The sequence below is a fragment of the Clostridium kluyveri DSM 555 genome, assembly GCF_000016505.1.
In the GTDB taxonomy this organism is placed as follows: domain Bacteria; phylum Bacillota; class Clostridia; order Clostridiales; family Clostridiaceae; genus Clostridium_B; species Clostridium_B kluyveri.
Genome location: NC_009706.1, coordinates 1922207 through 1940377 on the forward strand (window position 1 = coordinate 1922207; position 18171 = coordinate 1940377).

Genomic DNA, 18171 nt, shown 5'->3' on the forward strand with positions numbered 1-18171 from the left:
TAATAGTGTTGTCTTTAAAATAGCACCCTTAAATTTTGTTCTTAGAAAATTTAAGGGTGTCTTATTTATTTTTAGTTTACTTTATAATTATGTTTAGCTTTTTAAAATTTCCATTAACTCTTTTAATTTATAATGTTGATAAAACTCTTCCCCTTTTTCATCAATTGTTTTTAAATGCCTCTTAATCATAGTTTCAATTATAGACATATCCTTTAAATATTTTCTATAGGAACAAGTACATTCTACTAAAGTATTTTTATATTTACATTTTGCTCTTAAAGTATTATCCCACCTAAAAACATGACATTGGATTTCTTCGTTATTGTACTTTAAATAATATGGAAAATCATCATATTTCATAAGATCACCTCTTAATTATTAACAATTTATCCCAAGGCTAGAATTAGCTAACACCTCCACCTTCTTCAAAGGAATAAGCACTGCTACGCCCCTGGATAAGTTCTTCTAAGGTTATTGTGATTATCTAAGATTTTTCCTTAAGTGTACATTTTTGTTTTGTCTATTATTGTAATATTCCACAAAATAATTAAATATCCTTCTATCTGCACAAATAATATTAAAGAAACTTTCCCAACTCCCATCTGAAAAAATATACCATAAAGATCAGAGTAAATAATCACCAAGCAGATATCAAAAAATAAAAATCACCATAGGAAAATACTCCTATAGTAATTTTCAAATTAAGTAATTCAAAGGTTCATCTCATAATTTATTTTAATGCTTCTACAACCTCAATAGATTGAACATTAACTTCATAAGATTGTTTATCTTTTATAGTAATCCACAGAACCTTTTCTTTTTCTAAATTAACATTAATTGTGAGTGACATAGGTAATGCTAACATAACACTACCAGTCTCAAAATTTTGTATAGCAAAGAAAATATTATATTGATAGGTAGTCTTATGAGCTTCTTCATGCTGCCAAAAAATCCAAGCATCTTCACTTTGGGTACTGAGATTAGTAAAAGCTTCGGTAATACTATCTTCATAACTTTTCTTTTGAGTATCTGTTAATGTTACATGTAATATACTATTTAAAAGCTCTATTACTTTACTTACCATAACAGAAACTTCTGATGAAGTTTGTGTTATAGTTTGATCAACAACACCTACATCAACAATACCCTCATTATCGTCTGTCGTAGATAATAAAATAATTTTGTTAAATAATGTTGTTTTAAACGAATGACTAATTGATTTCATATATAATTTAAAATTAATATAGGATAGCTAGTTAAATATTTAACTAACTATCCTATATTTTCAACTTAATATTCCTCTTTAAAATTTTTTTGCCAATTACTTTTTTCAACACCATCTATCTTATCAAATATATCTTTTAAATAAAAAAATGCTTTATTAATTTCAATATCTCTTTTATTTTTAATAACACCATTTTCTTTTACACTTTGATAAAAACTATTCTTATGCTTATTAAATCCTATATATACTTTTATACTTGCCCCAAATTCCTTATAATTAGCATATAAATATGGTTCTCCGTCTTTTATGGTATTAAATATCTGTAATATTTGATCTAATTTATCCATTTTATCTGCCTCCTTCTCATCTAATAATTTTATTTTACTACGCTTGTCAACTTATTGCAATTGTGACGTTAGGCTTTACTAAAAAATGGTTTTTATCAAGGATATATTAGAAATATTCCTCATCATAATTTTGTGGCTCAAATGTATAATTCATAAATTAATGTAATTTGCTTACTCACAACTTTTTCTAGTATAATCTAAACAAAGGAAGGTGGCTTTATGAAAAAATTTTTAAAAGAATATTATTCTTCAATTCTTATTATTGTAATGATTTTAGTAGTAAAATTGTTTGTTGTTGATATCGTAAAAGTAGATGGAATGTCTATGTATCCTACTTTAACAGATAAAGATAGAATAGTAGTTGATAAATACTCTGCTATGACTAAAGATTATAATTATGGTGATATTATTATATTCCATCCATATACTGATAATAATGTTTTATACATAAAAAGAGTTATAGGATTACCAAACGATAAAATTACTATTAATGATGGAAAAGTATTTGTAAATAATAAAGAATTAAGTGAAAAATATTTACCATCTGACATACAAACATATAGTGATATTACTTCTTTTACGGTTCCTAATAATGAAGTTTTTGTTTTAGGTGATAATAGAAATAATAGTTCTGATAGCAGATATTTTGGTAGTATCCCTCTAAATAGAATTAAAGCTAAAATGCTTTGTGATATAAATAATATTTTTAGATAGAACAATATATAAAGGTTTCCTCTTTTATTTTTCAAAGTTAAACTTCTAATTATATTGCGTATAATGCGACTTAAAGAGCATCATAAAGCAATATACCTCATTTGGGTTAATACCTACATATAGTGCTTTTAAAAAAGTACCAAAACACCAGAGTTAGTCTTATTTAATTTTTTTGTATCAATTTTATGTAGTAAATTCTATGTAGAACATAGTATATAAAATTGGTACAAGTTATTTTTATTGTAATTTATTTCTCCAATAATTCAATATGTTTTCCTAAAATTTGATTTTTTCTCTCCATTTTCTAACCTTCTTTTATTATCTCATTCTGACTTAATAATATAATTTACATCTATACCCCTCAAATAACCATTAAGAGTATTAATTCTCATAACTGATCTATACAGTTCCTTCCTATATATTAGATACAATATTTTCTTATGCTGTTGTCTAGCAAATGCATATAATATATTTTTTATAAAATAACTTTTACCTAAATTACATAAGCTTCACATTAATATATCACTAAACAATCATATTTTTTAAGTACTATTTTATTGTTAAGGAAACTTAAATCAAAAACCTATATTTTATTCATTAAAATGACACAGATTTCACATTGTTGGAATGCATTTTACACATAATTAATAATTATAATTTATTTCAAGAGAAAGTTAAGTTAAATCAAAATAGTGTAATAAGCACTACATATTATGAGGAGTGAAAATAATGAAAAATTATAATAATATTGAAGATAGAGTTATTGAAGTATCAAAATATATCATGGCATCCAGAGCGACAATAAGAACTACAGCAAAAGTGTTTGGAACTTCCAAAAGTACAATACATAGGGATATGACGAAAATACTACCTCAATTAAACCCCCAAATAGCTGAACAAGTAAAAAATGTTTTAGCATATAATAAATCTATTAGACATATAAGAGGCGGCCAAGCTTTAAGAATAAAAAAACAAAAAGAACGTATGGGGATTACCCAATATACCAGTTAGAGGAAAATTCCCTTGATACTTTTATCTTGCTTTTTTACTTAATCTTCATTCACAAATATTCCATTTTATTCATAGTATATCATTGTAAATAAATTTGTGGAGGTATTTCATGAGCATCAACAATGATGTTAATGACACTATAAGTAAAGAAACGCCTGAGAATTCCTATGACTTTGAAAACTCCTATGATCTTGAATCCCCTATGTATTGTCCATACTGTTCCATGCCTTATACCCGATTAATGGATGATGAGTATATGGAGGAAGATCCTTATGATGATGAGCTTGAAGACGATGAGGACTTCTCGTATTATCCTGGATATAGACGGAAAGATCCAAGAAAACGCAGAAGAAGACGCAGACGCAGAAGGGGACGCAGACGCAGACGTAAAATGCATCATATGCCAATAGGGTTTATCGTGCCTGTAATGCTGCCATATAGCGGTTATGACGATTGGTATTAGTGTTTAGAATCCTCACTTTATATGATCTACTTAATTTGTATAGTACAAAAAATAGACGCCAGTTTTACTACTGGTGTTTATTTTTTACACACTCTAAATTCATTGAATTACATAAAATTAAATTGCATTAAAAGTTTTATATGGATAAATCAAATAATTTCCTACTGTTATATATTTTAAAGTAACAAAACATTATATTGAAAAATAACCTGATATTATACACAGTTTTATCAAAAATAAAAACTCACAATAAATAATAGACGGAGGTTATTTGCATGTATTGTATTGATGCTGGAAGCATTTATTGTCCATGTCATCTTGCAGAAACCCTTAACTGCGTGGCTTGTTCTCAGCTTTCTGGTGAAAAATTCTGTCAATGTAAAAATTGGCATGGTATATGTATATATGAACAATGTATGTCAAATGGAAATAAAGTAAAAAATTTAAGGGAAACTTATACTTCATATATATTAAAGAAAGAAATACCTCAGGATGATTTATGTATATTTACACTAAAGGCTCCCGAAAATCTTGTAAAAGAGCTAACTTATCCTGGAAGTTTTGTGTTTATGAGAGGTGAAGAAAATATAAATTATTATGATGTTCCCATATCAATAATGGAAGCTAACACAGATGAAATTTTTTTAAAAGTTGCCATAAAATTAATTGGTATAAAGACAAAAAAACTATTTCAATTAAATAAAAACCGAAAAATACTACTTAGAGGTCCTTTTTCAAATGGGATAATGGGATTATCAAATATTTATAATGCCAAGGGGGGAACATCTTTAATTATAGCAAGAGGAATAGGTATTTCACCTTCAATTTCCGTTATGAAAAATCTATACTGTAATAATAACAAAATTATATCTATTTTGGATACCCAATTTGAAAATAACTTTGCCAGGGAGTACTTTGAAGAGTACAGTTCTAAAACCATACACTGCAGTATATTAGATGATGGAAATCTTACAGAGGAATTCAAATCTATTTTAAAGGAAATCATGGATAATGAAAATATAAATATAATTCACTGTGGTGGTTCTGATACATTAACCTATAAAATTATCCAATTAGTAGATAAATCTATAAATTTCTCCTGCTGTAACAATGCTAAAATGAGCTGCGGTGAAGGAATATGCTCAAGCTGTACCAATAGCTGTGGAAATAATGGAATTAAGAGGTTATGTAAAATTCAGATGGATCCAAGAGATTTATTTAAAAATAAGGAATTATATAGGAGGTCTTTTCAATGAAAGCAGTAGTAATTGGTTCCGGTTGGTCTGGATGTGCAGCAGCTCTAACTGCTAAAAAAGCAGGGGCAGATGTAGTTATGTATGAAAAAACAGATATGGTACTGGGCCTTGGAAATGTAGGTGGTATAATGAGAAATAATGGTAGATATACAGCTGCTGAAGAAATTATTGCCCTTGGAGCAGGAGATTTAATAAATATTACAGATAGTGTCACAAGGCATAAGAATGTAAATTTTCCAAGTCACAATCATTCATGACTTATAGTATTGCGACACTAACCCAATCATTTGAATTCAACCTAAATGATTGTTTAAGGTTTGTATATCCTTACCTAGAATCAGATACATTTGGAGTTAGACTAAGAAAAATACGAAGAAATAACAATATAAAAGCCAAGGGACTAGGCAAAATTTTGAATATCTCTACAGGTACAATTATATCTTATGAAAATTGCAACATTAACCCATCTCCTAATATAATAATAAAGTTATATGAACTATTTGGCAATATTATAATTTGCAATGATTACATGAAATTTATAATATCTGATTGTAGTAAAATATTGGAACTATGGAGAAATAAAAATAACTTAGATAAAAGACAAGCCTCTAGGATTTTAGGTATTTCGGAAAATGCATATTCAAATTGTATAAATAAGAAAAATTTTATCTCCAAGAAGACTTTTGACAAAATAAAAGGAAAAATTAGAGATGTCTTATAAAATACAACAAGGGGAATATTAAATTCCCCTCTTTACTGCATTTCATTTATCTATGCAATTCAAAAATCCTCTAGATATATAACCTAAGGGATAAATATTCACTAATTAAAGAACAGTAATATTTTCTGCTTGTGGTCCTTTTTGTCCTCTTGTTTTATCAAAAGAAACTTTTTGACCCTCCTCAAGTGTTTTATATCCTTCTGAATTTATTTGAGAAAAATGTGCAAAAACATCATTTCCATCTTCTCCTGTAATAAATCCAAATCCTTTGTTTTCATTAAACCATTTAACTGTACCTGTCATATAAGTACCTCCAAAATTTTATTTCTTAAACTCCCTGTAATAACCATAATACACTAAATAAAATTTCGATAATAATAAATACATATATTATTTAAGTACTTATTGAAATATACCTGTGTTTAAATTAATTACGATTCATTTAAGTATTTGCTAAGTATACCGCACATTATTAAATAAAGCAAATTATTTATATAGAGTTGTTAATTACCACCTAAATTATCTTTTATTTTATATTTATAAATTTGTTGTCTAGTAAAACCACATTCGCCGCTAATTGCTCCCCTATATCTATTATCTGGTATAATGGAATAAAAAAGGGGATGGTTATATGGTAATATCTAATAGAGAATTATTCGCTTTAATGTACAATAAAGTATTTGAAATTGCTAATAACTATAAGTCTGATTGTATATATGATGAGAAAGTTAAGGAAGAAGTAGCAAGACAGTTCGGTAAAGAAAAAGCTGATTGGTTCTATCATACATGGAAAAAGATATGAGAGCGTGAAGCTCTCTTTTTATTGGGAAATTAAAATACAACCCTTGTTAAGGTTCATATTATAATCATAATATCACAAAAGCTTTAGGAAATAAATATAAAATGTTTAAAGTTGGGTATAATGGTTAATACCATAAGAATACTTTAAAATCACTCATTTATGTTCTAATTGGTGAAAGCCCTGGGTTTGGTCCTGGGGCTTTTTATTTAAATTATATTTATTCGAATTACATTATATCCAAGCATTTAATTTATTGATAAAATAGTATTATTATATAAAAATACTTGATAAAATTATCATAATAATGTAAAATTATTTATATCATATTTTAGAATGGAGTGTTTATTTTGATGATATATAAAAATGCTGATGAGTTAATCAAACATGAAATAACTTTATCACTCAGGCGTACATTATATCCTATAATTCAAATTGGCGAACAAGTATTTAGAGAATTGTATAAAAATAATTATGCTATATTAAGTAGCAAATATTTTAAACCTATATTACCTAGAATACGCACAAAAGCTATATATTATCAATTTGAATTGGATTTATTACCCGAAAATTTCCCTTTTAAATGCAGAATGAAAAAAACTAATAATTTCGGCGAATATGTTCCTGAATTATCAGCTGGAAATATATTTTTACACATTGCATCTGCTAAAGATAAAGACAGTTTACCATCACGTTCAAGGTACAAATTGGAATCTTCCTATTGTAATAATTTCGACGAAAAGCAAACAATCTTTGATTTTACAGATCAATCTAACCCTGCTATTAAAGACGATAAATATTATGGGATTATTACATATGGTGGTGCAGATACTCTTGAATTTTTAAATCTAATTATACCAAACTGTAAATTCGAAAAAATTCTATCCTCCCTAGACTTAAAATTAGAACTTAAATCTGTTAAAATTAGCTCTGAAGATAAAGATACTAAAAAGAAAGGTATTAAAATTCGAGATACAATATTAAAAGAACTTTTAAATGAAGAGAAAAGGCTGTGATAAGAATGGTAAAAAACAATTTTGATATAGTCCCTGCAAGAATAAAAGAAGCAAGAGAGTCTCGTGGATTATCAATGTCAGAACTATCAGAGTTAATAGAAGTAACAAGCCAGGCAATTTCCCAATACGAAAAAGGAATTATGAACCCTTCTGTATTCGTACTAAAGAAAATGTCCAATGCACTTAATTTTCCAATTCAATTCTTTTATAAATCTGAAAATGAGCGAACGTGTGAAAATAGTGCCATATTTTTTAGAGCAATGAAAAGTACTCCTAAAAAAATAAAGAATGCTTACAGCTATTATATTAAATGGGCTGATGATATATATAAGTACCTAAATAAATATATAAATTTTTATGATGTAAATTTACCTGATATAAGTAACTATACCTACAAAGAACCAATTGACAACAAAACTATTGAAGAAATAGCTTTATATGTGAGAAAATATTGGAATTTAGGCGATAACCCTATTCACAATATGGTAGATCTATTAGAAACGAATGGTATTATTATCTGTAGAATCAAATTTAAAAATAAAAAAATTGATGCTTTCTCACAATGGAATAATGGAAAAGGATATATATTTTTGGGTAGTGAGAAAGGTTCTGCTGTAAGATCAAGATTTGATGCGGCACACGAATTAGGCCATTTATTATTACATCCAACTTTGAAAATAAATGATGTATATAAAAAAGATGTTCTAAACAGAATTGAAGCTGAAGCGAATTATTTTGCTGGTGCCTTCTTAATGCCTATAACTTCATTTCCAACGGAGATAATTCATAATTCAGTAGATTATTTATTAATGTTAAAAGAGAAGTGGAAGGTTTCGGTCAATGCCATGATAATGCGATCCAAACAACTCAATTTATTTACAGATAATCAGATAAGTTATCTGCAAAGGCAAATGACTTTAAAGCAAATGTGGAAACATGAGCCATTAGATGATATTTTGCAACCAGAAGAACCTTCAATTTTTAAAGAGGCTTTTGAATTATTATTTGATAATAAAATACTTCATCCAGAACAAACAATTCAAGATATATGTTTAAATAAAGAAGATATTCAATCTATATGTTGCTTGCCAGATGAAATTTTTAAAATGAAACCAAAACAAAAAAAACTTGAATTAAAGATAATTAAATAAACAAATTATTTGTTCTAATTAATAAAAAACCTAGAATTTCATGAATCATCTTTCCTTAACCTAAAGGAAATTCATAATAAATCTAGGCTTTATTTTTTTTAATAATTCCTAATAATCACCTCACCATACCTGTAGTTCCTTATCCTTATACTTCCCCACCAGATTGTAATTTCTCTCAACCCCGTCTATACACTTTCAAAAAAATAGTATGATTGGTTGATAATCATACTATTTGGAGTGTGGATTTAAAAAAAATTAAACTTATTTTAGGTTGTGAAAATTAATTAAGGGGGTTAACCTTATAAATATATGATATATGATTTTATAATACATGTAAATGGTTTCAAGGCATAAAGCTTTCTTTTGTTTTGAATTTATTAAATTTGGATATAATAATTAATGCTTACAAAACTACTATGTTATCTCTTTAATATCGTTTCAATATGTTTTAATCTATAAAAGCTCTGGCAAATACCGGAGCTTTTATTAAATTGTATTGATTGTAAAAAATAAATAAGGATAATTACCCTTATAAGTATAAAATATATTATTTTACAATATGCGTAAATAAGCTATAAGCAAAAAAATATAGTGGCCTGTTAAGACCACTAAAATTAATTCTGTTCCTTCACCTCAATAGGTGTCAAAACCTCTGTCCCTATCTTTGTAACCCCATTACAAACCTCTTTATTTATAGCATCCAATTCATTCTGTGTAAGCCCTGGTATTATTTCAAGCAGCCTTTTCTCCATTTCAGCCTTTTTCTGTTCCCCTGCTTTAGCTAAATCTTTAAATTCATCTTCTAAAGCATAGTACAATCCATTTCCAATATTAAGAGCACGATTGTAATTATATGCATCTTTCTTAGCTGCAAGAGCCTGTTTCTGAACCTCTACTGCATCTGCAACCTTCTTGAGTACAAAGGTTCCTATAATTCCAAACACACCTATAATAAACTGTACTCCCATGCTTAATATTTGTTCTTTCATTTTCTCATTCCTCCATAATTTTTATACTTTGATAATTTAAAAAATGGCTATTTTACTAGCCTTACATAAGAAAATTCTCACTCCATCAGAGAAAAGATAGAATGAGAATTTAAATACTACCCTAGATAAACTTTATTGTCCTTTTCTCTGATGTCACAGAGTCTTAAAATAATAGGCATACAATTGCCCCCAATCAGAACTTTTTTATTTGGATCTAGCGTTTTCAGGTAATCAACTAGCTTTCCAATAGTATCTAACTCTTTTAAGTTTTCCTGCAATTCTTCTACATCTTTTTTTACATCTTCTGCATTACCTTCTTTTACATCCTTTAAAAACTTTTCATAATCCATTTTACATTCCTCCATAATCTTTATAATTTAAAAAGGAGCCTTTTAAGCTCCCTTTTTTATTCATCTACTTTCTCATAGGTCTTTTCAAATATATTAGGCTTACATGGATAGAATTCTCCATTTATGCCCTTTATAATATAATCGCCTATACTAGCTTTCATTCTTCCTTCTAGCGTATTAATATATAAAACACCTTTTTTATATTGATATCCCCTGCCATTTCCTATAAACTCATCAATAGAATTTATATTATGCCCATTATATTTTTTAGCTTCAATTACAACAGGTTTCTTTATATACTTAGCCATTGTTTATCATTCCTCCATTAGTTTCTTATCTAATAAATATGCAGATTTTTATTTATAGGCAATAAAATATAAAAATTATTTTAAATTAGTTATTCAAAAATATATTCCAGGTTTCTATTTTCAAAACTCCATCCGTAGGTCTTTCCCAGTTCTTCTGGAGTTCGGTTACAGCCTGGAACGTTGGCTCGTCATAAATCATATCTGTATAGCTTCCTTTCTTTAAATAACCCCACATTTCTAATTTCTGCTGTAACCAGAGAACTATATGGGACTTGTGACCTTTTGCAATGATATTTCCAATGCTTTTGAGGTTGTCCAAGGTTTCCTGATAGATGTTACCGTCAGTATGTTGTAGTTTAGCATTATAATCAAGATTCATATTGTATTGAAGTGCTGCTATTTGAGATTTTAGTTTCGCATTCTTTACCTCTGTAATCAAAGAATCCACAGAGCTTCCACTTGCTAATAAGGATTTAAACTGTGTCCATTTAGCCCAATTATTAGCACTTAAATTATGTGGGCAATCTTTCCTGCTTGCATCATAATGTCTTACTACATTGCTAATAGAAATACCGTATTTACTCATTAAGCTCCTTACAAGCTGTAGAGTATTATTTATAGTTGTATCGGAAATATACCCACCGGAATTGCACATTTCAATACCTATGGAATTATAGTTTGAAATACCATAAGTTCCATGACCATCTCCACAGTGCCATGCTGCATTAGAATCTTCTACAACCTGATATATAGAAGTGTCATCCACAAAATAATGTGCAGAAGCCTGTCTATCCCCTCCATTGAAATAAGTAGCATTTGCCAGAGCTGTATCCTTATAATTTCCTGTGTCATGCATAACTATAAACTTAACGCTATTCCCTGCTGAATGGTTGTAAGACGATATTTTCCTTGTGATTGGTAACATATTATTTGCATCTCCTTTATTTATTTAATAAAATTCCCATAACAAAAATAGAGACTGTGACAAATATGCCAAGTCCCCATTTGATTGTTGATATGAGATCATCCATCTTTTTTATTAAATTTTTTATGTCAGTTTTATTTTCCCTGGTGTCCTGTTTAATTAAGCTTATTTCTTCATCATGCTTTTTTAACCAAGTTTCATGTTCATCCACTGTATTATTTAGTGTTTTGTGCTTTTCTTCACACAATTTCCCGTCATAGCATTCACTCATAGTGCACCTCCTAGTTTTATGTAAAATAAAAGAACCTGGTTAAACCAAGTTCTTTTGAGTTAGATATTTTCAGATTAATCTTAACATCAATCTTTTTTCTGTGTCTTCTTGCTATGTTTAGTTTTAGAATTATTTTCTTTTCTCTCTTTTTCTTGTTTGCTTCCACAAGAAGAACAATGTTTTTCACCCATAGCACTTATTCCTCCTAAATGAGAATTTACTGTAATATCCTTAATATTTTGTTCAATATAAAAATTATAATGCTATGAAATTAATAGTAAAAATAAGCATTCATTATTTGCTTACGCTACCAATATTTTATTAAATAAATTGAGCATTAAAAAGAGCTCTGGATTTATCCAAAACTCTGAATATTTATCGCATAATATGAAATATTACGAAATAAATAATTAATATCCTAATTGCTTTCCTACAATAATTACTTTTATCCTATCTTTGATAAACTGTCCTCTAATTATTGTAAAATCATTACATATTCTATCAGGACTTTTACAATCTACACAATAGCCTAAAGTAGTACATGGAGTATTTTTCCCTAATCTTTTTGCATCAATTGGAGCAGAATAATTTCTAACTCTTTTTTCTGCTTCTTCTATGTTCTTAACAATCTTATTTATACCAGTTACTAAAATAACCTGTTTAGGCCCATAAATCATTGGTGCAACTCTACTTCCATTACCATCAATATTGTAAAGTTCTCCATCTTCAGTTAAGGCATTTGTACTACACATAAAAGTATCAGAAGAAAAGTTTTTTATATAGATTTGTTTTTTATCTTCACTTGTAATATCTTTTCTGTACTTATCTAAAAAAGCGTAGTTTCCTTTACGCAGAAAATCTATAGTACCTGTTTCAAAGAGTGTCATTGAATCTCCTACACCTACTACAGAATTTTCATCTATAAGTTCTTTTAAAAGTCCTTTTAGTTCAACATCATCCTTAACGAAAAAACCTGCCATATTTCGCTTTCTTAAATTGTTTATAGTTCTTTCGATTTGTTCTTCTAAATACCACAAGACATTATTATCCATCTAAATGTATATCCTTTCGATAAATATAGTTCAACTCTTATTTTTATTATACTAATATCATACTTCATAATATGTTTCTAATTTAATGATACCATATTTTCAAGGCAAAATAAAAAAGCTATCTCTAGCCCCTATTTTGCCTTGTGGTTTTTTATAAAGCCTGCACTACAGTTATGGCAGCTTGTATTAAAGTCCTATCTTTTAATACAATAGCATAATTAGATAATGTATAGTAATAATTATATTTATCATTATCATTATCAAAAACAATGGAAGTATCTTGCAACTTTTGTTGAATTATCGTTTTAGAACTAGAATCTCGCAATGATAGCATTTTTAATTCCAACAGATTTAATAAATAATTCTTATTTATTTCATTTATTTGATTTATAACAGATTTTATTAAATTTATGTCTAAATTAGATGTATCTCCATCAAATAAAGAAATTAATGTTTCTTTTATTGAAGTTATTTGATCTGTTGTTAACGTAACTGCATTTAGAGCAGTTATAACAGTTTTCACACCTTCTGCATCATTTCCTAAAATTGCATTTACCAAATTTAATTTGTTTAACAAAAATACTTTATCATCCATTTTTTTATTACCCCTTTTCTATTTAATATTTTGATTCATTAATGTTTGTATATAAGTAATAGCATCAGTATAAGTAGATGCTTTAATTATTGTAGTGTTATTAATAGTTTTGAATTTTGATGAATCCATAACTTTTATGTCATCAAATATTTTCTGCGCATGTTCTACTAATATTTTACTATTCACAGCAGGTTCAACAATATAATTATCATTAGGTATGGTTTTATTTCTTCTTGATAGTTCATTGTGGATAGCATCTCTAAGTTGTTTAAAATCATTAACCCTAACAGGATTATTTATTGCAATGTTTGAACCTAAATCAGCAATTGTTTGGGCTGCTGATGTTGATTGACAGGCATTATTACAATCTCCTGAACAAGTCCCACTGCAAGATGTGCAACCTGAACATCCACTACAAGATCCACTGCATCCACTACACCCACTACAGCTTCCACTACAAGAACTACAGCCGGAACAACCTGAACAGCTACCACTACAAGTGCCACTACAGCTAGTACATGTACCAATACAGTTTCCACTACAACTTGAACAGCCAGTCGTGCAAGTGCCAGTACATCCAGTTACACAACTTCCTACACAACTTGTACACGCATCTGTACATCCTGTTTTACAAGATCCGTAACATCCAGAGTCACATCCAGAGCCACATCCACCTGTGCAAGTTCCACTGCAATTTCCACTACATGCCATAACTATTCACCTTCTTTTTAGGAATATTTGATTTAAATATTTTATTTAAATTTAATTTCTGGTAAAGTTTATTCCAGTAATAAACATTAGCCAATACCCTGGCTTTATGCATCTCACAGATAAAAGTTGCTTTATGATTGGGGTCGCCAAATTTATCATAATTATATCCTGTGCATAGAGCACATCCAGAAGCAATTTTGCAATCAAGACATTTTTTGTTATCTTCATACTGACACTGTGAAGACATAGTAATATCTTTTAATTTGTTTAACCACATATTTTCTTCTTTCCTATCAAGTCCTTTATAGATATCTCCTATAGGCTGTTCTTTTTGGTTATTTAAAGAGTATTTCATGAATCTAATGCAAGGAAAACATTTGCCATCAGGTGCAATAGCAAGCATTTGTCCGTTACCACCACACCAATTTCTATCTTCCTTTAACGGTTGCCCTATGCTATCATCAAATAAGCTGCAGTAATATTTAGAATAATTCTTATCCTTTAGTAGAAAATCTGCTAATTGCTTCATTTGAGAGTATAGAATTTTGGCATCTTTTATTTGCCATCCTTCTTCAAATACACAATTAGTATATGCTGCCTTGATCCCTAAATTCCATACATTCTGTATGGCTTCATTCAAATACATAACATTTTGAGGAGATAAAGTAATTTTTGTAGAATTAGTGTATCCTTTTCTTACCGCATCTTTAATAGATTTTTCTACTATGTCATAACTGCCAGAACCATCATAGAATTTTCTGCAGGTATCATGTAACTTTTTATTTCCGTCTATAGTTATTCCAAGGCTTACTTTCCCTAAATTCTTTTTAAGGAACTCTTGAACTTCTGGAGAATCATATAAAACTCCATTCGTTGTCATTGATATCATGTAATTGGTAGCCCAAGGACTATCTAATTGAAATGCTCTAAATTTAAAGTATTCTACTATATAATCCATTAAATCTATTTCTAGTAATGGCTCCCCACCAATAAATTCTAATATTACAGCAGGAGAGGTTTTAAAACTGTAGTAGCCATTTATCTTTTCTTCATTAAATAAAAAATCAATAGCTTTCTTTGCTACTGATTTACTCATTCTCCTACCTGTTTTATGCTGCTCATAACAATAAGAACAATTTAAATTACACTTTTCCGTTACAACGAAAGTTATATTTTTTACTTTTAAATCTGGATTTTTTGTATCTTTATAAGTTTCACAATCATTACATATTCCATTGCATTTTTCATAGGATTCAATTAGTGGAGATATAGAATCTTGCCACTGTTCAAAGTCCCTTCTATCTAAATAATATCCGTTCTTAGGTTTAATCATTTATTTTATTTCTCCCAACTTTTCTAATTTGCAATACATTTAAATCATAATTAAAGTTATAGAAAAACTTATTCACCATAAAATATTCATAGGCATTATCTAAATATTTCTTCAACATATCAGACTTAAATAATTCTATTTCTTGGTTGGCTTCGGCATACTTTTCAAGAAAGGCATCCAAATTAAATTTATTTGCCTCCTGTATTGTATTATTTATATAACTCATAAATAAATTATTGTATGATTGAACTTTTATAAATAACAATTGAATTGTATTGGATATATCCTTGTCTATAGATATAAATAATGTTTCACCGACATTTAATTTTTTTAATTCCTCTAATAGATTTTCCTTATTTACTGTTTCCACAATAGCCCTCCTGAATTTATTATTGATACACAGCACCTTGTCCCTGCCATGATGTGCCATTCCATATTTTTATTATATTGTTTGCTGTATCAAACCAGATGTTTGTTTTAGTAGAATCTATACTGCCGCTGTCAGGTGTACTGGATTGAGAAAAAAACTTTGCATTATTTATTTGCTGCCCTATTCGTGCTATGGCATCTGCATTTCCTTTAACTGTTTCTGTGGTTCTTCCTGCTCCTCCTAAATTAACTATGGCATCCGAATTACCCTTTACAGTTTCAGTAGTCCTTCCTGATCCAGCTAAATTATTTATACTTGTAGTATTAGTATTTATTTGATTTCTCAATGCCTGTATATCCTCTTGTGTAGCTAAAGTTACAGATGGATCTATTTTTAAAGTTACACTGGCACTATTGGAAACCTCTAAAATCATTCTAATCGTTATATCTTTAGTACTTCCATCTGTCACCATAGGTTTATATGTTTCAGGATATTTACCCACAGCAAGCATAATTCCGGTATCATCAAATATCCCTACTTCTCTTATAGTAAATCCACCTTCACTAGAAGGTATTACAATTTCGATAATTAACCAGTTAGGATTTTCCGCATCTACTTTAATAGAATTTATATTCCCCTGCCATACTGTATGCACAAGATTCTGCTGTGCTTCTGTGGGGTTATAATAAGTACCGTTGCTGTCTCCTACTTTTAAAGTAGTAAAATTCACCTTTGTTCCTAATGCTGTGGCATTAGCTATCTTAGCTTTTCCCACATTGGTAAGTATTGTATAAAAACTTTCTGCCAAGGCTTATCCCTCCTTTGGATATACGGTTATTGTTTCAGTATTGTTTGCTACTGCTGTTGCAACATTAATTTTCCCCCTGGATTCTATTTCTCTTGGTGTCCATGGATATACTGTTATTGTTTCACCAGATATAGAAGCTGCAGCATAATAAATATTCATGTTTGTTACAGATGTCATCTTATATTTGACAGATTGATGGGACGGTTTTATCCTCTTAACAGTTTTATATAACTCCACTAAATCTTCAGGGAAACCACTACTACTAAGCAAATCAACCTGAAATGTATATGGAGCCACATTTTCTGTTATATGAACACTTGCATTTGTGTAAGTACTGATTATTTTAGCCATATTTAAAGGTGTCATGGGCCATCTAGTCTGAAGCTTTACAATTACCTTCTTTCTTCTTTTTTCTATATCTTCGCTTAAATTCGTTAGAAGCCCTAATCTTTTTTCCCACCATGTAAGTCCCCATGTAGCAGTCTGGGGAAAAAATTGCTTTAGTATTTCATCTATAATACTGTCTGTATTGTCAAATTCACTTCCTATGGCTTCATATATAGATTGTTCTATAGCACTTGATTGTGAATCAGGCGATATATATTTAATCATCTGCTGTCCTCTAGGAGACTCCATTTGCTACCACCTCATTTACTACTGCAACCTGCTCATTTAATGTTATATCTACAGTTTCATCATTTACAGTTAGATTAGAATAATTATCAATTCCTTTCTTCTGCAAAATAAAAGAACCTACTACAGAATCAACTGCTTTAAATAGTATGGTTTCACTTAAATCCACCTTTGTAACATAGTTATTTACTTCATTTTTTATATTTGTAAGTACTTCAGGCGGATCATATCCACTTGTAAATATGAAATCAGCTTTAATACTAAGATTTAAAATAGAGGCTGTTGCAACTGTTACTATTGCCCCTATAGGTGCCAGTCCTCCCCTGTTTTGCCCTGGTGGAACTATTGGAGCAATATAATTCTGTACTGCTTCTATAAGTTCCTGTGTGGCAGTCTGTCCGTTTTTATCAAGGATTAAAACTTTAACTGTACCTGGACCATTCCATTCCGATACAGGATAAGCATACCCTACTCCATCAACCTTCTGTGCCCATCTTATGTAATCGCTATCGGCACCACTAAGCTTCTCCTGCTGTTCTGCCTCTGTAATCCTCTGCGAATAATGGGTATCATCTTCTATATCAGTGCCACCTTTAAATTGTTCCTCATTGGTTACACTTTTGACCCCGTTTATAGGAGTTAAAAGCATAGTTATACTCCCTGGAGGAACATTACCTATACTTCCTGCCTGTGTACATTTTGCATCTATATAAGCTGTTTCCGTAGAATCTATAGTTTTAGTTTCCTGAAATTTATACTCTATGCTTGTCTTGTCTTCCGTAGCAACGGTACAAGCAATTTTACCTTCTACAATTTGGGTACCAGGAACAGCAGTTACTTTTATTTTTCCAGTACTAAATGTAGCCGCATTTCTAGGAAGTCCTTTTAACTCTCCGAGATAATCTAAATATTGATCATAACTTGTTTGAGGAAAAGCTATTTTTAAAAATCTCTGCAGTTTATATTGTATAGTTGCCATTTCATCCGCAGTGGGTCTTGTGTTGTCCCAGAAGAAATCCCCTTCAATGGTATTTACATCTTTAGGAGCTTTTTTAAGCATTCGTGCATGTATGGTATCTGCATTTTCGCTAAGAAAATCGGGCATTTCAAAGTCTGCCATATA

General features: G+C 29.4%; 28 protein-coding genes. 9 read left to right on the top strand and 19 right to left on the bottom strand.

The window, feature by feature from the left end; translation table 11 throughout:
• Positions 1 to 93: 93 nt before the first annotated feature.
• The 3 genes from CKL_RS08895 to CKL_RS08905 all read right to left on the bottom strand — a co-directional run bounded on the left by CKL_RS08895 (position 94) and on the right by CKL_RS08905 (position 1572).
• A complete protein-coding gene (locus CKL_RS08895) occupies positions 94 to 360 on the bottom strand; it encodes a hypothetical protein (protein ID WP_012102206.1) in 267 nt (88 codons plus the stop codon).
• Positions 361 to 730: 370 nt separating this feature from the next.
• Positions 731 to 1225: a hypothetical protein gene (locus tag CKL_RS08900; protein ID WP_012102207.1), complete on the bottom strand. Its 495-nt coding sequence runs from the start codon at positions 1223 to 1225 to the stop codon at positions 731 to 733.
• 65 nt (positions 1226 to 1290) lie between these two features.
• Entirely contained in the window at positions 1291 to 1572 is a 282-nt protein-coding gene (locus CKL_RS08905; RefSeq protein WP_012102208.1) for a hypothetical protein, read from the bottom strand.
• A gap of 219 nt (positions 1573 to 1791) precedes the next feature.
• Between CKL_RS08905 and lepB the strand changes: the two genes are divergently transcribed.
• The 6 genes from lepB (at position 1792) to CKL_RS08935 (ending at position 5737) form a co-directional block, all read left to right on the top strand.
• Positions 1792 to 2286: a signal peptidase I gene (gene lepB, locus CKL_RS08910; RefSeq protein ID WP_012102209.1), complete on the top strand. Its 495-nt coding sequence runs from the start codon at positions 1792 to 1794 to the stop codon at positions 2284 to 2286.
• A 729-nt stretch (positions 2287 to 3015) separates the two neighbouring features.
• A complete protein-coding gene (gene spoIIID, locus CKL_RS08915; RefSeq protein WP_012102210.1) occupies positions 3016 to 3297 on the top strand; it encodes a sporulation transcriptional regulator SpoIIID in 282 nt (93 codons plus the stop codon).
• A gap of 109 nt (positions 3298 to 3406) precedes the next feature.
• Positions 3407 to 3760, top strand: coding sequence for a hypothetical protein (locus CKL_RS08920; RefSeq protein ID WP_012102211.1), 354 nt, complete (start codon positions 3407 to 3409; stop codon positions 3758 to 3760).
• Positions 3761 to 4035: 275 nt separating this feature from the next.
• Positions 4036 to 5016 (top strand): sulfide/dihydroorotate dehydrogenase-like FAD/NAD-binding protein, encoded by a 981-nt coding sequence (locus CKL_RS08925; RefSeq protein ID WP_012102212.1) that lies wholly within the window; start codon positions 4036 to 4038, stop codon positions 5014 to 5016.
• Complete coding sequence (locus CKL_RS08930) at positions 5013 to 5273, top strand: FAD-dependent oxidoreductase (RefSeq protein ID WP_012102213.1); 261 nt, start codon at positions 5013 to 5015, stop codon at positions 5271 to 5273. The genes CKL_RS08925 and CKL_RS08930 overlap by 4 nt, the downstream gene beginning before the upstream one ends.
• Positions 5270 to 5737: a helix-turn-helix domain-containing protein gene (locus CKL_RS08935; RefSeq protein WP_012102214.1), complete on the top strand. Its 468-nt coding sequence runs from the start codon at positions 5270 to 5272 to the stop codon at positions 5735 to 5737. The genes CKL_RS08930 and CKL_RS08935 overlap by 4 nt, the downstream gene beginning before the upstream one ends.
• A gap of 105 nt (positions 5738 to 5842) precedes the next feature.
• On the opposite strand, the gene CKL_RS08940 is transcribed toward CKL_RS08935, so the two are convergent.
• Positions 5843 to 6040 (bottom strand): cold-shock protein, encoded by a 198-nt coding sequence (locus CKL_RS08940; RefSeq protein WP_012102215.1) that lies wholly within the window; start codon positions 6038 to 6040, stop codon positions 5843 to 5845.
• Between the two features lie 328 nt (positions 6041 to 6368).
• Between CKL_RS08940 and CKL_RS20665 the strand changes: the two genes are divergently transcribed.
• The 3 genes from CKL_RS20665 to CKL_RS08950 all read left to right on the top strand — a co-directional run bounded on the left by CKL_RS20665 (position 6369) and on the right by CKL_RS08950 (position 8703).
• Positions 6369 to 6539: a hypothetical protein gene (locus CKL_RS20665; RefSeq protein WP_012102216.1), complete on the top strand. Its 171-nt coding sequence runs from the start codon at positions 6369 to 6371 to the stop codon at positions 6537 to 6539.
• Positions 6540 to 6889: 350 nt separating this feature from the next.
• On the top strand, positions 6890 to 7552 hold the full coding sequence (locus CKL_RS08945; protein ID WP_012102217.1) for a hypothetical protein: 663 nt from the start codon (positions 6890 to 6892) through the stop codon (positions 7550 to 7552).
• 5 nt (positions 7553 to 7557) lie between these two features.
• Positions 7558 to 8703, top strand: a complete 1146-nt coding sequence (locus tag CKL_RS08950; RefSeq protein WP_012102218.1) for a helix-turn-helix domain-containing protein — start codon at positions 7558 to 7560, stop codon at positions 8701 to 8703.
• Positions 8704 to 9317: 614 nt separating this feature from the next.
• On the opposite strand, the gene CKL_RS08955 is transcribed toward CKL_RS08950, so the two are convergent.
• The 15 genes from CKL_RS08955 to CKL_RS09015 form a co-directional block, all read right to left on the bottom strand.
• A complete protein-coding gene (locus tag CKL_RS08955; RefSeq protein WP_012102219.1) occupies positions 9318 to 9692 on the bottom strand; it encodes a hypothetical protein in 375 nt (124 codons plus the stop codon).
• Positions 9693 to 9808: 116 nt separating this feature from the next.
• Positions 9809 to 10042: a hypothetical protein gene (locus tag CKL_RS08960; RefSeq protein ID WP_012102220.1), complete on the bottom strand. Its 234-nt coding sequence runs from the start codon at positions 10040 to 10042 to the stop codon at positions 9809 to 9811.
• A gap of 56 nt (positions 10043 to 10098) precedes the next feature.
• On the bottom strand, positions 10099 to 10350 hold the full coding sequence (locus tag CKL_RS08965; protein WP_012102221.1) for a hypothetical protein: 252 nt from the start codon (positions 10348 to 10350) through the stop codon (positions 10099 to 10101).
• A gap of 85 nt (positions 10351 to 10435) precedes the next feature.
• Positions 10436 to 11275, bottom strand: coding sequence for a peptidoglycan recognition protein family protein (locus tag CKL_RS08970; protein WP_012102222.1), 840 nt, complete (start codon positions 11273 to 11275; stop codon positions 10436 to 10438).
• Positions 11276 to 11291: 16 nt separating this feature from the next.
• Positions 11292 to 11546, bottom strand: a complete 255-nt coding sequence (locus CKL_RS08975; protein ID WP_012102223.1) for a hemolysin XhlA family protein — start codon at positions 11544 to 11546, stop codon at positions 11292 to 11294.
• Between the two features lie 16 nt (positions 11547 to 11562).
• Positions 11563 to 11733, bottom strand: a complete 171-nt coding sequence (locus CKL_RS20670; protein ID WP_172634754.1) for a hypothetical protein — start codon at positions 11731 to 11733, stop codon at positions 11563 to 11565.
• Positions 11734 to 11956: 223 nt separating this feature from the next.
• Positions 11957 to 12598, bottom strand: coding sequence for a lactate utilization protein (locus CKL_RS08980; protein WP_012102225.1), 642 nt, complete (start codon positions 12596 to 12598; stop codon positions 11957 to 11959).
• 151 nt (positions 12599 to 12749) lie between these two features.
• Positions 12750 to 13193: a hypothetical protein gene (locus tag CKL_RS08985; RefSeq protein ID WP_012102226.1), complete on the bottom strand. Its 444-nt coding sequence runs from the start codon at positions 13191 to 13193 to the stop codon at positions 12750 to 12752.
• 18 nt (positions 13194 to 13211) lie between these two features.
• Positions 13212 to 13379, bottom strand: a complete 168-nt coding sequence (locus CKL_RS21270) for a hypothetical protein (protein WP_242652549.1) — start codon at positions 13377 to 13379, stop codon at positions 13212 to 13214.
• Between the two features lie 128 nt (positions 13380 to 13507).
• Positions 13508 to 13732, bottom strand: coding sequence for a hypothetical protein (locus CKL_RS21275; RefSeq protein WP_172634755.1), 225 nt, complete (start codon positions 13730 to 13732; stop codon positions 13508 to 13510).
• A gap of 161 nt (positions 13733 to 13893) precedes the next feature.
• Entirely contained in the window at positions 13894 to 15237 is a 1344-nt protein-coding gene (locus tag CKL_RS08995; protein ID WP_012102228.1) for a radical SAM peptide maturase, CXXX-repeat target family, read from the bottom strand.
• The gene (locus CKL_RS09000; protein WP_012102229.1) at positions 15230 to 15607 is read right to left on the bottom strand and encodes a hypothetical protein; all 378 of its coding nucleotides are present in this window, start codon (positions 15605 to 15607) and stop codon (positions 15230 to 15232) included. Before CKL_RS09000 ends, CKL_RS08995 begins: the two co-directional genes overlap by 8 nt.
• Before the next feature lie 19 nt (positions 15608 to 15626).
• A complete protein-coding gene (locus CKL_RS09005; protein WP_012102230.1) occupies positions 15627 to 16415 on the bottom strand; it encodes a phage tail protein in 789 nt (262 codons plus the stop codon).
• 3 nt (positions 16416 to 16418) lie between these two features.
• Complete coding sequence (locus CKL_RS09010) at positions 16419 to 17051, bottom strand: YmfQ family protein (protein WP_012102231.1); 633 nt, start codon at positions 17049 to 17051, stop codon at positions 16419 to 16421.
• Positions 17038 to 18168: a baseplate J/gp47 family protein gene (locus tag CKL_RS09015; protein ID WP_012102232.1), complete on the bottom strand. Its 1131-nt coding sequence runs from the start codon at positions 18166 to 18168 to the stop codon at positions 17038 to 17040. The genes CKL_RS09010 and CKL_RS09015 overlap by 14 nt, the downstream gene beginning before the upstream one ends.
• Positions 18169 to 18171 lie beyond the last annotated feature (3 nt).

Coding starts and splice junctions, on each gene's coding strand:
- CKL_RS08895 (WP_012102206.1), bottom strand. CDS start 360: ATGAAATATGATGATTTTCCATATTATTTAAAGTACAATAACGAAGAA.
- CKL_RS08900 (WP_012102207.1), bottom strand. CDS start 1,225: ATGAAATCAATTAGTCATTCGTTTAAAACAACATTATTTAACAAAATT.
- CKL_RS08905 (WP_012102208.1), bottom strand. CDS start 1,572: ATGGATAAATTAGATCAAATATTACAGATATTTAATACCATAAAAGAC.
- lepB (WP_012102209.1), top strand. CDS start 1,792: ATGAAAAAATTTTTAAAAGAATATTATTCTTCAATTCTTATTATTGTA.
- spoIIID (WP_012102210.1), top strand. CDS start 3,016: ATGAAAAATTATAATAATATTGAAGATAGAGTTATTGAAGTATCAAAA.
- CKL_RS08920 (WP_012102211.1), top strand. CDS start 3,407: ATGAGCATCAACAATGATGTTAATGACACTATAAGTAAAGAAACGCCT.
- CKL_RS08925 (WP_012102212.1), top strand. CDS start 4,036: ATGTATTGTATTGATGCTGGAAGCATTTATTGTCCATGTCATCTTGCA.
- CKL_RS08930 (WP_012102213.1), top strand. CDS start 5,013: ATGAAAGCAGTAGTAATTGGTTCCGGTTGGTCTGGATGTGCAGCAGCT.
- CKL_RS08935 (WP_012102214.1), top strand. CDS start 5,270: ATGACTTATAGTATTGCGACACTAACCCAATCATTTGAATTCAACCTA.
- CKL_RS08940 (WP_012102215.1), bottom strand. CDS start 6,040: ATGACAGGTACAGTTAAATGGTTTAATGAAAACAAAGGATTTGGATTT.
- CKL_RS20665 (WP_012102216.1), top strand. CDS start 6,369: ATGGTAATATCTAATAGAGAATTATTCGCTTTAATGTACAATAAAGTA.
- CKL_RS08945 (WP_012102217.1), top strand. CDS start 6,890: ATGATATATAAAAATGCTGATGAGTTAATCAAACATGAAATAACTTTA.
- CKL_RS08950 (WP_012102218.1), top strand. CDS start 7,558: ATGGTAAAAAACAATTTTGATATAGTCCCTGCAAGAATAAAAGAAGCA.
- CKL_RS08955 (WP_012102219.1), bottom strand. CDS start 9,692: ATGAAAGAACAAATATTAAGCATGGGAGTACAGTTTATTATAGGTGTG.
- CKL_RS08960 (WP_012102220.1), bottom strand. CDS start 10,042: ATGGATTATGAAAAGTTTTTAAAGGATGTAAAAGAAGGTAATGCAGAA.
- CKL_RS08965 (WP_012102221.1), bottom strand. CDS start 10,350: ATGGCTAAGTATATAAAGAAACCTGTTGTAATTGAAGCTAAAAAATAT.
- CKL_RS08970 (WP_012102222.1), bottom strand. CDS start 11,275: ATGTTACCAATCACAAGGAAAATATCGTCTTACAACCATTCAGCAGGG.
- CKL_RS08975 (WP_012102223.1), bottom strand. CDS start 11,546: ATGAGTGAATGCTATGACGGGAAATTGTGTGAAGAAAAGCACAAAACA.
- CKL_RS08980 (WP_012102225.1), bottom strand. CDS start 12,598: ATGGATAATAATGTCTTGTGGTATTTAGAAGAACAAATCGAAAGAACT.
- CKL_RS08985 (WP_012102226.1), bottom strand. CDS start 13,193: ATGGATGATAAAGTATTTTTGTTAAACAAATTAAATTTGGTAAATGCA.
- CKL_RS08995 (WP_012102228.1), bottom strand. CDS start 15,237: ATGATTAAACCTAAGAACGGATATTATTTAGATAGAAGGGACTTTGAA.
- CKL_RS09010 (WP_012102231.1), bottom strand. CDS start 17,051: ATGGAGTCTCCTAGAGGACAGCAGATGATTAAATATATATCGCCTGAT.
- CKL_RS09015 (WP_012102232.1), bottom strand. CDS start 18,168: ATGGCAGACTTTGAAATGCCCGATTTTCTTAGCGAAAATGCAGATACC.